Genomic DNA, 12,073 nt, shown 5'->3' on the forward strand with positions numbered 1-12,073 from the left:
GTGCTGCCAAGGATTCTTCAGACAGACCACCACGAAAGCGACTTAAGATGTCACAGACACCAGAGGTGCCAGCTGCAACTAAGACGCGCGCATTTGAAGCCATCGTCAGTTCCATTGAAAGCCAGGTACTTAGCGGCGAACTGAAAATCGGGGATCATCTGCCCGGAGAGCGCGAACTTGTAACCCAGTTTGAGGTGAGTCGTTCATCGGTGCGTGAAGCGATGCGGGTCTTGGAAAGCAACGGGATAGTTGCCTCTAGGCCGGGTGATCCGCGCGGAGCGGTTGTCCTCTCTCCCACGTCAGCGCCTTTGCACAAAATGATAAGCCGTTTGGCCAGGACCTCTTCGTCGAGCCTCGCGGATCTGCTCATTTATCGCATGACCATGGAATCTTCGGCCAATTCGCTGGCCGCAACGCGACGTTCCGATGCGGACTTATTGAAGCTCGAGAAGGCGATGGCGCGGATGCGGGCGGCGCGTTCGCAGAGCCAAAGCGCTTTCAGCCAGGCAGACCTCGATTTCCATGACGTGATCGCGCAGGCCAGCGGCCATGCACTGCTGCAGATTACCGGCGAAGCAGTCCGCCAGTCCATCGAGCAGCTCATCACGTCCAGCATTGAACAAAGTTCCGATGACGAGGCTTTGATGCAACGCACCCTCGACCATCATCACGAGGTCTTCATGGCCATCCAGAAGCAAGATGCGCATCTGGCTGAGCATCTTGCCCGCAGCAGCCTGTTCGAATACTACGGTCATCTGGTACCTGCCGATGACCGGACAGCTCTTGCCGCGCTGGCGTCCTTCGGACAGGCCCCGCAAACCAGCTGATTTCCCGATACTGCAGATCGGAACAACAAGCAGGGCACAGCAACGGCGGTGGTTGCTGTGCCCTGCTTGTGCGGGATTTTCAGTCCAAGTTCGACCACTGCGGTTTGGCGCTGTCTGGCCGAGCTGCCTCATACCAGCTGGCTGCGCGAAGCACATCATCATCGGTTCCAACTGCTCCGGCCAGCTGCACGCCAATGGGCTTGCCTTCGGACGTGAAACCGCAATTGACGGTAGCCGCTGGCTGACCGGACATGTTGTACGGGACGGTGAAGGCAATATGGCCCATGGTGGCGTCAGGATCCACCACTGGCATCGGTTGTTCCGCAGGGAAAGCAGCCATCGGGGAGACCGGAGAGATGATGAGGTCATACCCGGCGGTAGCCGCGATGGTCGCCTTCTGCATCTGGTCGATCGCACCGAAATTCCTGATCGTGTCGGCGCCATCGAACTTGGCTCCGCCTTCGCACCAGCGCACGATGTAATCCAGGACCTTCGCCTGCTCGCTTTCGCTCAGTTCACGGAAATCGGCCCAGGACCGGGTACGCCAAAAGCGGTCAAGCTGGTCAAGCATGCCTTGGTCGATGAAGGGCGGCAACTCTTCGACCCTGGCACCGTCCTGCGCAAAAGTTTCCGCTACCGACTGCACCGCCGATCGGATTTCGGGGTCGACAGCGGCCCCAGCGTTAGCTTCAAGCTGCAACCCGATTCTCATCCCGCGGACGCTGCCAAGCTTTGACTGCCATTGCATGGCCGGATAGGCGCGTGCCGAATAGTCACGGATATCTGGTTGTCCGAGCACTGACATGAAAAGGGCAATGTCATCCACGGTACGTCCCATGGGACCGGCCGCCCGGCCAATGTACGGGACGTCCAGGGGAATCAATCCTGCACTGGGTTTCAGTGTTGCCAACCCCTGCCAGCCGCCGGGCAGGCGAATGGATCCACCGATGTCGGTGCCAACATGCAGCGGCCCATATCCAGCAGCAGCGGCAGATCCCGCACCCGCACTGGAGCCACCGGTGGTCCATCCAGGGTTCCAAGCGCTACGCGATATTCCGTGAAGGCTGGAAACACCCGAAGAGAGCATGCCCCAGTCCGGCATCGTAGTCGAGCCAACCAGGATGCCGCCGGCTTCAAGAATCCGATCGGTGATCGGCGCGTTCTGCGTGGGCACCTTGGGGTTGGATAGGGCCGTTCCCGAAGGCATCGGGATGCCCTTGCGTGCTATGTTCTCCTTGACCGTTGCCGGCACCCCGTCTAGTGGACCGAGCGCTGTTCCGCTGGCCCAGCGTTGCTCGCTTTCGCGTGCCTGGCTCAGCACGTCTTCCGGATCGAACTGGTACATCGCGTTGAGTACCGGTTCACGTTCCTGAACCCGTTTGATGACCGACTCTGCTACATCCACCGGCGAGATGTCCTTCGCAGCATAGGACGCGTGAAGTTCCTGCGCGGACAGCTGGTGCAGTGCGGTGGTGTGTTCAGAAAGCTGGGACATGATGGCCTCTCAAGGAAAACGAGCATTACTAGCGCAGGGCCAGTTCGTTGCGCAGGGACATGGATGAATTCACCAAAGTCCGCGTATACGCATGCTGCGGACTGTCATAGATCTGTTCGGTGGTTCCGCTTTCGACGATCCGCCCTTCATTCATCACCACGACGTTGTCGCAGATATGCCGCACCACGCCAAGATCGTGCGAGACGAAGACGAGGGTCAGTTGGTAGTCGTCGACCAAGTCCGAAAGCAGGTTCAGTACTTGGGCTCGGACGGAGACGTCCAGAGCGCTGACCGGTTCATCAGCCACCAGCACCCGAGGCTCGCAGATCAGCGCACGAGCAATGGAGATTCGCTGGCGCTGTCCACCGGAGAATTGATGCGGGAAGCGCTCCGCGGCATCGGCCGGCAGTCCCACCGATCCGAGCATTTCTGCGACCATCTTCCGGTGCTTGGCGCTATCCACCTTTTGCCCCGGAACAAGCAAAGGTTCAGCGATAATGTCGCGGACACGCATCCGCGGATCCAGCGATCCCATGGGATCCTGGAAAACGATCTGCAGCTGCTGGCGCAATTGGACCAGATCCCGCTCCTTGGCCCCTGCAACCTCGCTTCCTGCCACACGAACACTGCCTGAGGTGGGTTGGTCCAGACCTGCCAAGATGCGCAAGAGGGTGGATTTTCCGGAACCGGATTCACCGACCACACCGAAACGTTGCCCGGCAGCAACGTCAAAGGAAACGCCCTTCAACGCATGCACCTCCGACCGCTTCCCGAAGAGCGACGAGCGTCCGACAGGATAGATTCGCGTCAGGTCCTTGACACTGATCAAGGAGGGCACTTCGGGAGCAGTGTCCCCCGCGGCTTGGTCGTGTTCCCGGAGATCGCTTATTTCCGCGTTTGCTGCTTCCACGACTGGTTGCGCTTCGGCCAAAGGCGGGATGTAGGAAGCGGCCGAAGCCACGGTGAATAACCTGCCGTCGGCATCTGTGGCATTCAGGTCCGAGGCGGCCAGCAGTCCTCGGGTGTAAGGGTGTTGCGGATTGCTGAATACCTCGCCGGTATCGCCTTCTTCAACCACTTGGCCGTTGTTCATCACCAGCACCCGGTCGCAGACGTTGGCGACCACCGAAAGGTCATGGGTGATGAACAGCAACCCGGTGCCGCGTTCTTGGACCGATTCCAAGATCAGATCCAGAACCTGGCGTTGAACCGTAACGTCCAAAGCCGTGGTCGGTTCATCGCAGAGCAAGAGACCCGGGTTATTCGCCAAGGCCATCGCCAGCATGGCGCGCTGTCGCTGGCCTCCAGAAAGCTGGTGCGGATAAGAGCGGGCGGCCCGTGCCGGATCCGGGAGCTTAACCGATCCGAGCAGTTCCACGGCACGAGCCTGAGCCGCTGATTTTGAAGCGACGGTCTTATGGCTAGTCATAATTTCCGCGACCTGCGGACCGACTTTCATCAGCGGATTCAATGCGGTCAGCGGCTCCTGGAAGACCATGCTCATATCCTTGCCACGGATTTTCTGCAGTTCCCTGTCAGTTGCCTCGACCAGATTCCGTGGGTGACCCGCAAGCTGGATGGAGCCACTGGCGCTGACACCTTCCGGGAGCAACCCCATAAGGGCGGATGTGGTCATGGACTTTCCAGAACCAGATTCGCCAATCAGCCCTACACGATCCCCCGGATTCATGCGCAGATTAAAGTTCGAGACAAGCGTGCGGTGCTTGGTGCTGATTGTCAGGCCCCTGACATCTATCAGAGCGCCGGTAGTTGTTTTCTTATCCATGGATTACCGATCTCCATTCAGTTTCGGATCGAACCGATCACGCAGACCGTCACCAAGCAAGGTGAAGCCCAACACTGCAACGGCAATGGCGGCGCCCGGCCAAACGGCGAGCATCGGGAAGGTCCCCAGGAATTGCTGGGATTCTTGCAGCATGCGGCCCCAGGATGGGACCGGTGGTGGAGTGCCCAAGCCAAGGAAGGACAGCGCTGCTTCGGCAAGTACCGCAATTGCGAACGATACCGAGCACTGCACCACGACCATGCCGATGATATTGGGCAGCACATGGCGCCGGGCGATACGCCAGCTGCTCTGGCTGGATGCCTTGGCAGCCATGATGTATTCGGTGCTCATCACCTGCAGGGTGCCGCTTCGCGCAACACGCGCAAAGCCGGGTATCGAGCCAATGCCGATGGCAAGCATGGCTGTGAATGTGCTGGCTCCAAATACGGCGCCAAACATGATCGCTACCAGCAACGCGGGAAAAGCGAGGAGAATATCAGCGCCACGCATGGTAACTTCCTCGGTGATGCCACCTCGCATGCCAGCCAGAATACCTAGCGGCGTCCCAATGATCAGGGCGATGCCTACCGCAACCAAACCCACCAGCAAGGTAATGCGCGCTCCGTACAGGATTCCCGAAAAGACGTCGCGTCCGTACCTGTCGGTACCCATCAGATGGGTGACGCTGGATCCTTGCAAGCGATCCTGGGGAACTGCTTGTACCGGATCGAAGGGGGTCCAGACAAAGGAGACGAGTGCAGCGAGCACCACGAGAGCTACGAGGATGCTGCCTACCAGCAGCGTCACGGAGAGTTTGCGACGGGTGCTTGAAGCGGTAACTGGTTCTGCAGACATTACGCGCCCTTTCGAATGCGTGGATCCAGGATTGTGTAGAGCACGTCCACGACCAAGTTGATGATCAAGGTAATCGCGACGAGCACCATGACCACCGATTGCACGGTAAGAAGATCGCGGTTGCCCACCGCGTCGAGCAGCATGGACCCAAGGCCTGGGATCACAAACACCCGTTCAATGACCACCGCGCCAATGATCAATGCCGCCAACTGCACGCTGGTAACTGTCAGAACCGGGATGGACGCGTTGCGCAGACCATGCTTGATCAGCGATTCAAGCTTCCCGAGGCCCTTGGACCGTGCGGTCCGCAAGTAATCCTCGCTCATCACTTCCATCACCGCCGAACGGACATAGCGAGTCAGGATAGCTCCCTGCACGGATGCCAGAGCGAGCACTGGCAGGACGACGCGGGAAATGAAATCTCCGAAGTCCTCGCCGGGCGGTGTCCACCCGTTGGCCGGAAGCCAACCCAGGCCCACGGCAAAGACGACCACCAGCAGAATGCCGGCGAGGAAGTTGGGAATGGCCACGCCTACCTGGCTGATTCCGCTGACAATGATGCCGCTCGGATTGCGGTGCTTGACCGCCGCGTAGGTGCCGAAGGGAATCGCAATCGCCAAGGCGAGGACCATTGCCAGCAGTACCAGGATCAGGCTGACTTGCACCCGGTCGACAATCAGCGGGCTGATATCTTGCCGCGTGACATAGGATGTGCCGAAGTTGCCGGTGGGCAACCCCAGCGCCCAGTCAAAGTACTGGACGATCAGCGGCCGATCGGTCCCGAACTCGGCTCGCGTTTTGGCCAATAACTCCGGGGTGGCGTTCACACCCAGGGCAATCTGGGCAGGATCTCCGGGAATTGCTCGCATGAAAAGGAACACTGCAACCGTTGCAATCACATAAGTGACAACGAATCTTGCCAAGTTGATCAGTAATCTAATACCCACGTGATTTTCCCTTTGTCGGTGCGGCTATGGAAGCTATTTCCAGCCGATATTGGTCATATCCAATGCTTCGGTCACGGAGTTGGCCGGAATGCCGGTCACCTCTGCCTTGGCTACCACGATGTTCGGGAAGATGAACAGGGTATCTGCAGCTGCATCATCAACGATGGTGCGAACCACCTTTTTCATGCCATCCACGTATCCGACTTCGTCGGCAGCATCGGCTTTAGCGGCAAGCTCCTCAATGCCTGAATTGTCGTAGCCCAGGTAGTAATCCGGGGTGTTGAACATTGCCAAAACATCTCGGCTCTCCACTGCCAGGACGACCGACATCTGGTAATCGTGCTTGGTGAAGACCTCGTCGAGCCAGACCGCGGGGAATTCGGAGGACTCGATCTTAGCGTCGATTCCGACATCAGCCAGTTGCGAGACGACTATTTCAGAGACTGCGGTTGCGTAGGGGCGAGTTGGAACCTTGAAAGTGATCTGCAGGTTCTCGGCTCCAGCTTCCTTGAGTAACGCCTTGGCCTTCTCCGGGTCGTACGGGTAGATATCGTTCAGATCCTCGTAATAAGGGTCGGTGGTCGGAACCGGTCCGCCCACCACCGTGCCGTAGCCGTTCCATGCGGTGTCGACTACAGCTTGGCGGTCGATGGCATACATGACGGCTTGGCGCACGCGCTTGTCATCGAACGGAGCTTTTTTGTTATTCATCGACAAGACGATCTCGCCATTGGAGGTGCCGTCAAGGACCTGGAACTTGTCATTTGATTCGAAACCGGACAGCAGTTCCGGGGACTGCATGTTGTAGACGACATCCACGTCGCCGGATTGAAGTGCATTGGTCGTGGCTACCGCATCGGCGAAGTAGCGCAGTGAGACCTTTTCAACCTGCGGTTTCTCGCCCCAGTAGTCATCGCGTGTCGCGAGTTCGATGGACTGCCCGCGGTTCCACGCATCAATTTCGTATGGCCCAGTCCCAATGGCGGTCGAAGCTAGTTCGTCAACGCCGCTTGGATCGAACATGGCTCCGACCAAGGTGCCCATGTCGAAAAGCCAGGCATTGCTCGGCTGCTTCAGGGTAATGGCGACTTCGGAATCACTGAGGACCTCGACAGAGTCCACGATTTCCATTTTCGTCTTCAAGCTAGAGACCCAGTCATCGGATTGGACTCGTTCGATACTGAATTTGACGTCATCGGCAGTGAACGCTTCGCCATTGGAAAAGGTTGCGCCTTCGCGAAGCTTGAACGTATAGGTCTTGTTCCCGTTGCTCAGCTCCCACGATTCGGCGAGCAACGGCTGGATCTTTCCTTCTTGGTCGATCTCGACCAATCCTTCATAGACATTGGACATGAGTGCTTGCGGAATAGCAGCGCCTGCAGTCGTGGTGAAGTCCAGATTGACCGGCTCACCAGTTAGCGCGACGGTCACTGAAGTGTTTTCGGCCGAGCCTTCCGGCGAAGTCCCGCCTGATCCTGCAGAGCACGCGGTTAGCGCCAGAGAGCCAACCAGCACTGTCGCCGCAAGCCGACTGTAGTTCTTTTTCTCTTTCATGGGATCTCCATCGGTCAACATGTCCATTGAGTGATGTGATCCATACAACACCATATATGCTGATATTTCTACTAAGTTTTCTGGTCTTACCAGTTGTCGAAATATTTGGCTGGGGCGGTGCCGCCCCGGAGAACTGCAATACCTTGTCCGCTAACCGTTTCCACTCGCAGCTAAAGGAAGGCCCCAATTGAGCAAGCTAACTTTCACGCCGGCCGTGCCAACATTGACCTACGAGCGAGTAGTGCAACAAATCGAGGAAGCGATTCTGTCCAAGGAAATTGAACCTGGCCAGCACCTTCCCAGTGAACGCGAGCTCATGGTGCAGTTCTCCGTCAGCCGGCCAACGGTCCGCGAGGCACTGCGAGTATTACAGAGCCAAGGCCTCATTGCGTCGCGTCCCGGTAGCCGCAGCGGTCCAGTTGTCTTGCCGGTTTCCACGGATAATCTGGGCAGATCCTTTGCCAATATGGCGCGCATAGCTACCCTCTCGCTCTCGGAATTGGTGCAATTCAGAATCGTTCTGGAGAGTTCCGCCTGCCAGCTAGCGGCCGTAATGCATAGTTCCGAGCAACTATCGGTCATGCGCGATGCAGTTGAACGCATGGAATCTGAGGCGGCTGCGGGCTCCGGATCCTTCAACCGGGCCGACCTCGATTTCCACGCGGCCGTATGGGAAGCCAGCCACAACAGCCTGTTGCGAATCTGTGGCGAGGCGGTATCCGGTGCCATCTTGAGCGTCATGAATGACCAGATGAGCCACGCGGACAACGAGTCCCTAGAAATGAAAAAAGTGGTGGCATTGGACCGAGCGATCTTCGATGCAATTGAAGCCAGAGAGCCAGTCACTGCCGGAAACGCAGCCAAGACGGCCATTTCCAAGTATTTCAAACCTCGTTTGGATGATGAAGGGGTGCGCGGCGTTGAAGCGCTGACGGAACCTCGCTAATTCACGCCGGTTCTTCATCCCGGTGCCAAATCGGAGCAAATGCAACACAGCGTCACCGGGTCAGAGCAGTTTGCGCATGATCAGCCGGGGCATCCTGCTGGCCTGGGCGTCGCTGACCCCGATGACCTCGAACCCGGCCTGCTCGAACATCTTCCTGGTTCCGACGAAGGCCATGGTCAGGTCCATCCGCCCTGCCGGATCCACGGGGTAGGCTTCGACCGCGGGCGCCCCGAGGTCCCGCGCATACTGCACTGCGCCTTGGACCATTTCCCGATTCACGCCCTGGCGGCGGTAGCCGCTGCGCACCACCATGCAGGTGATGCTCCAAGCCTCCAGATCATCCACGGGCCTGATGAGCTTGGACTTTTCCAGCAGTGGGATCCTCGATCGCGGAGCGATGCTGCACCAGCCCACCGGTTCCCCTGCGCGATAGGCGATCACTCCCGGGGCAATCGGCTCGGTGCTCAGCGAGCGCATGGCGGCAAACCGGTCCCCTGCACCTCGTTCCCTGATCTCGGCGGCACCGATCCGGTGCGACAAGCACCAGCAATGCTTCTGCCTCCGGCTCGGATTCACTACCGTCGCGAAGTCGTCCATGCGTTCTTCGGCCAGGGGCCTGATCTCGATGGGCGCTGTTCCTGCCGCCTGCGGATCCTGGTTCGTGTCCATCTGTCCATCCTGCGCTCCGAAAAGCCCAAAGGGCACCCTGGGAGGCAAATTCTTCGGGTTTTCCATAATGAAGAACTCCGGTTCCCTCGGTGTTGGCGCTGACCTGCGCGCTCTAGTGTTGAGGTATGACTTCGACACCTAAGGTTCTACCGGGCACCGCACCTGCCCGTCCCCCGCTGAGATTGGGCATGACGCTGCTGCACATGGCATTGTTCGGGTCTGCCGGCCTCATCCTGTTTTCGCTGCTGCTGGCCTGGCTCTCGGTAGGCGTCGCGCTGACCCCGATCCTCGGTTTGGGTCTGCTCGTCTTGGCCGGATTGGTTTATGCGCTCTTCGGCCTGGCCCGCTTCGAGCTGACTCGAATCAGCAACCTCTACGACATGGACGTCGCTCCGCTGACCTGGCGGCCTCGCCGCCGTCAGGGCTTTGGCGAATACGTCCGTTCGCTCGGACGCAATGTGTCCAACGGACGCATGTGGGCGCTGCTGGGAAGCTTGCTCTTCTCCTGCCTGGCCGGTTCGCTGATGCTCACTGCCCTGCAAATGGCCGTGCGCTCGTCCATCGTTGCCTTCGCCCCGGTTTTGCAGGCAGATAATGCCGACCCGCTGGGAACCGTTCCCGGGCTATGGGGCCTCCAGACCCCGGTAAGCCAGGCACCTTGGCTGGTGCTGGCGGCGCTGCTGGGAATAGCAGTGGTTATCGGCTTGGTTTTCTTGCACCGGATGGTCACCGTGGGAATCGTCGGCTCTATTGCCCGCGAGAGTGCACTGGTCGAACGCGTGCGCACCACTGCGGTGCAGCGCGAAGGAGCGGTGCGCGCCGCAGAGGTGGAGCGCACCCGCATCGAACGCGACCTGCACGATGGGGTCCAGCCCCGGCTGGTCTCCGTGGCCATGACCTTGGGGCTTGCGCACCAGCAGATCGACAGCGATCCGCAGCAGGCCAAGGAACTGGTGGCCGAAGCCCACGCTTCAACCAAGTCCGCGATTACCGAACTGCGCCAGCTCACCCGCGGAATCTACGCCTCGGTGCTCGATGACCGCGGACTGGATGCGGCGCTCTCGGCTATCGCAGGCCGCTCGCATATCCCGGTTGGCCTGGATATCCAGCTCAATGGGCGCTATCCGCGCGTGGCCGAAGCGGCGGTGTACTTCGCCATTGCCGAGGCGCTGACCAATGCCGCCAAGCATTCGCGGGCCCAGCGCTGCCAGATCACCGTGAGGGTCCGGGAGCATGAAGGCCAGCAAAGCCTGTGGGCCCGCATCGAGGACAACGGCACCGGCGGGGCGCGCATCACGCCCGGCGGAGGCCTGGATGGAATCAATAATCGGGTGCTCGCCGCCGGCGGCACCTTTAGCCTGGACAGCCCCCAGGGCGGGCCAACTGCAGTGGAGGTGAACGTGCCATGCGCGTACTGATTTGCGAAGATTCGGTCCTGCTACGTGAAGGGCTAGTCAGGTTGCTGGCCCACAGTGGCCACCATGTTGTCGCGGATTTGCCCGAAACCAGCGGGCTGATGGATTTCCTGGACAACTCGTCCGCCGATGATTTCCCGCAGATCTGCATCCTGGATGTCCGTCTCCCGCCGACCTACACGGATGAAGGCATCCGCGCGGCGCTGGAACTGCGCAAGAAGTATCCGGACCTGCCGGTGCTGGTGCTCTCCCAGTACGTCGAGGAGCGCTACGCCTCGGAACTGATTTCCACCCAGTCCGGAGCGATCGGCTACCTGCTCAAGGACCGTGTTGCGGATGTCAGCGAGTTCATTGCTTCGCTGGAGCAGATTGCAGGTGGTGGAACCGTCTTGGACCAGGAAGTGGTGGCACAGCTGTTGACTCGACGCAATCACGATGACCGCATGCAGAAGCTGACCGACCGGGAACGCACAGTCCTGGCCGCACTGGCCGAAGGAAAATCCAACCAGGCGATCGCCGCGCTGCTCTTCCTCTCGGAGGCCAGCGTAGAAAAGTACATCACTTCCATCTTCCAGAAACTCGGTTTGGAAGCCGACGGAACGGGCAACCGGCGCGTGCTGGCAGCCCTGGCTCATATTGAAACCCTGGGCACCAACCGCACAGACAGGACAGGATCATGACTACCACGCAAACCATGCCGCTACCGCCAAACCCACCGGCGCCACCCAACAACGGCAAGCCGCTGAATATCATCCTCGCGGTGCTCGGCGGGCTGGTCATTCTCACCTTGGTCATCGCCACGGCACGCAGCGCCTTTGCCTCGGTCTCCCGAGAGCATTCGGTCCACGAAGCAGAGGTCTCCGGGGTGACCGCCTTGGAAGTTTCGGCGAGCTCGGGACGCTTCGATCTGGTCTTTGCGGACACCGACAAGGCAACACTTGAAGTCAAAAGCGCCAAGTCCGCGAGCTGGAAGCTGCATCGGGAGCGCAATCGGCTCATCGTCGAAGCCCCGAATGCCTGGGACAACTTCTGCTTCTTCGGCTGCGGATTCGAAGACAACGAGGCAACGCTGGTGCTTCCGCAATCCATGGACAACGGAACGCTGGATGCGGACTTCGAACTGTCCGCCGGATCCTTCAACGCAGTCGGCGCCTACAAGGACCTGGTGGTTGAAGTCGGTGCCGGGGAGCTGAACCTCACCGGCAGCGCGCACACCGCCGATATCGACTTGGGCGCAGGGGAAGCAACGGTGCGCCTGGACAATGTCCGAAGCGCCCGGTTTGATATCTCGGCCGGCGAACTCATTGGCGAACTCTCGGGCAAGGCGCCCAAGAGCATCGAGGGCAGCGTCAGCGCCGGCTCGCTGGAGCTGGAACTGCCCGAGGCCACCTACGACCTGCGGCAGAATACGGCCGCCGGATCCGTCGAGAACCTGCTCGCCACCGATCCGAACTCCCCCAACAAGATCACGATCGATGTCTCCGCAGGCAGTGCCACCTTGCATCCAGCAGGCACCGCCCAGGAATCGGTTGGCCGCTAAACCCGGTTTCCACGAAAAAGGCAAAGCGTCCCATTACGG

Annotated in this window: 11 protein-coding genes; 5 read left to right on the forward strand and 6 right to left on the reverse strand. The window is 59.6% G+C overall.

Annotation, left to right across the window (positions count from 1 at the left end):
- The first annotated feature begins 47 nt into the window (after nt 1-47).
- Nucleotides 48-827 (forward strand): FadR/GntR family transcriptional regulator, encoded by a 780-nt coding sequence (locus tag ACNPM8_RS02430; protein WP_448939247.1) that lies wholly within the window; start codon nt 48-50, stop codon nt 825-827.
- Between the two features lie 79 nt (nt 828-906).
- On the opposite strand, the gene ACNPM8_RS02435 is transcribed toward ACNPM8_RS02430, so the two are convergent.
- From ACNPM8_RS02435 to ACNPM8_RS02455, 5 genes are read right to left on the reverse strand one after another with little or no spacing between them, the layout of a single operon-like run.
- Complete coding sequence (locus ACNPM8_RS02435) at nt 907-2,322, reverse strand: amidase (RefSeq protein ID WP_133834155.1); 1,416 nt, start codon at nt 2,320-2,322, stop codon at nt 907-909.
- 28 nt (nt 2,323-2,350) lie between these two features.
- On the reverse strand, nt 2,351-4,108 hold the full coding sequence (locus tag ACNPM8_RS02440) for a dipeptide ABC transporter ATP-binding protein (RefSeq protein WP_448937802.1): 1,758 nt from the start codon (nt 4,106-4,108) through the stop codon (nt 2,351-2,353).
- 3 nt (nt 4,109-4,111) lie between these two features.
- The gene (locus tag ACNPM8_RS02445; RefSeq protein ID WP_105656130.1) at nt 4,112-4,963 is read right to left on the reverse strand and encodes an ABC transporter permease; all 852 of its coding nucleotides are present in this window, start codon (nt 4,961-4,963) and stop codon (nt 4,112-4,114) included.
- Nucleotides 4,963-5,910, reverse strand: coding sequence for an ABC transporter permease (locus tag ACNPM8_RS02450; protein ID WP_133834157.1), 948 nt, complete (start codon nt 5,908-5,910; stop codon nt 4,963-4,965). Before ACNPM8_RS02450 ends, ACNPM8_RS02445 begins: the two co-directional genes overlap by 1 nt.
- Nucleotides 5,911-5,943: 33 nt before the next feature.
- Entirely contained in the window at nt 5,944-7,464 is a 1,521-nt protein-coding gene (locus tag ACNPM8_RS02455) for an ABC transporter substrate-binding protein (RefSeq protein ID WP_448939248.1), read from the reverse strand.
- Between the two features lie 187 nt (nt 7,465-7,651).
- Here ACNPM8_RS02455 and ACNPM8_RS02460 point away from each other — a divergent pair, with 187 nt between their 5' ends.
- Complete coding sequence (locus ACNPM8_RS02460) at nt 7,652-8,410, forward strand: FadR/GntR family transcriptional regulator (protein WP_448939249.1); 759 nt, start codon at nt 7,652-7,654, stop codon at nt 8,408-8,410.
- A gap of 60 nt (nt 8,411-8,470) precedes the next feature.
- Here ACNPM8_RS02460 and ACNPM8_RS02465 read toward each other — a convergent pair whose 3' ends face one another.
- Nucleotides 8,471-9,079 carry a GNAT family N-acetyltransferase gene (locus ACNPM8_RS02465; protein WP_448939250.1) on the reverse strand — a complete coding sequence of 203 codons (609 nt, stop codon included), beginning with the start codon at nt 9,077-9,079 and terminating at the stop codon, nt 8,471-8,473.
- Nucleotides 9,080-9,204: 125 nt separating this feature from the next.
- Here ACNPM8_RS02465 and ACNPM8_RS02470 point away from each other — a divergent pair, with 125 nt between their 5' ends.
- From ACNPM8_RS02470 to ACNPM8_RS02480, 3 genes are read left to right on the forward strand one after another with little or no spacing between them, the layout of a single operon-like run.
- Nucleotides 9,205-10,497 (forward strand): sensor histidine kinase, encoded by a 1,293-nt coding sequence (locus ACNPM8_RS02470; RefSeq protein ID WP_448939251.1) that lies wholly within the window; start codon nt 9,205-9,207, stop codon nt 10,495-10,497.
- Nucleotides 10,485-11,174 carry a response regulator transcription factor gene (locus ACNPM8_RS02475; protein WP_332727922.1) on the forward strand — a complete coding sequence of 230 codons (690 nt, stop codon included), beginning with the start codon at nt 10,485-10,487 and terminating at the stop codon, nt 11,172-11,174. The genes ACNPM8_RS02470 and ACNPM8_RS02475 overlap by 13 nt, the downstream gene beginning before the upstream one ends.
- Nucleotides 11,171-12,034, forward strand: coding sequence for a hypothetical protein (locus tag ACNPM8_RS02480; RefSeq protein ID WP_448939252.1), 864 nt, complete (start codon nt 11,171-11,173; stop codon nt 12,032-12,034). Before ACNPM8_RS02475 ends, ACNPM8_RS02480 begins: the two co-directional genes overlap by 4 nt.
- Nucleotides 12,035-12,073 lie beyond the last annotated feature (39 nt).

It is taken from the genome of Glutamicibacter sp. AGC46 (genome assembly GCF_053543715.1).

Bases quoted from the DNA above. Each gene is read 5' to 3' on its own strand.
- ACNPM8_RS02430 (WP_448939247.1), top strand. From the start codon at position 48: ATGTCACAGACACCAGAGGTGCCAGCTGCAACTAAGACGCGCGCATTT.
- ACNPM8_RS02435 (WP_133834155.1), bottom strand. From the start codon at position 2,322: ATGTCCCAGCTTTCTGAACACACCACCGCACTGCACCAGCTGTCCGCG.
- ACNPM8_RS02440 (WP_448937802.1), bottom strand. From the start codon at position 4,108: ATGGATAAGAAAACAACTACCGGCGCTCTGATAGATGTCAGGGGCCTG.
- ACNPM8_RS02445 (WP_105656130.1), bottom strand. From the start codon at position 4,963: ATGTCTGCAGAACCAGTTACCGCTTCAAGCACCCGTCGCAAACTCTCC.
- ACNPM8_RS02455 (WP_448939248.1), bottom strand. From the start codon at position 7,464: ATGAAAGAGAAAAAGAACTACAGTCGGCTTGCGGCGACAGTGCTGGTT.
- ACNPM8_RS02465 (WP_448939250.1), bottom strand. From the start codon at position 9,079: ATGGACACGAACCAGGATCCGCAGGCGGCAGGAACAGCGCCCATCGAG.
- ACNPM8_RS02470 (WP_448939251.1), top strand. From the start codon at position 9,205: ATGACTTCGACACCTAAGGTTCTACCGGGCACCGCACCTGCCCGTCCC.
- ACNPM8_RS02475 (WP_332727922.1), top strand. From the start codon at position 10,485: ATGCGCGTACTGATTTGCGAAGATTCGGTCCTGCTACGTGAAGGGCTA.
- ACNPM8_RS02480 (WP_448939252.1), top strand. From the start codon at position 11,171: ATGACTACCACGCAAACCATGCCGCTACCGCCAAACCCACCGGCGCCA.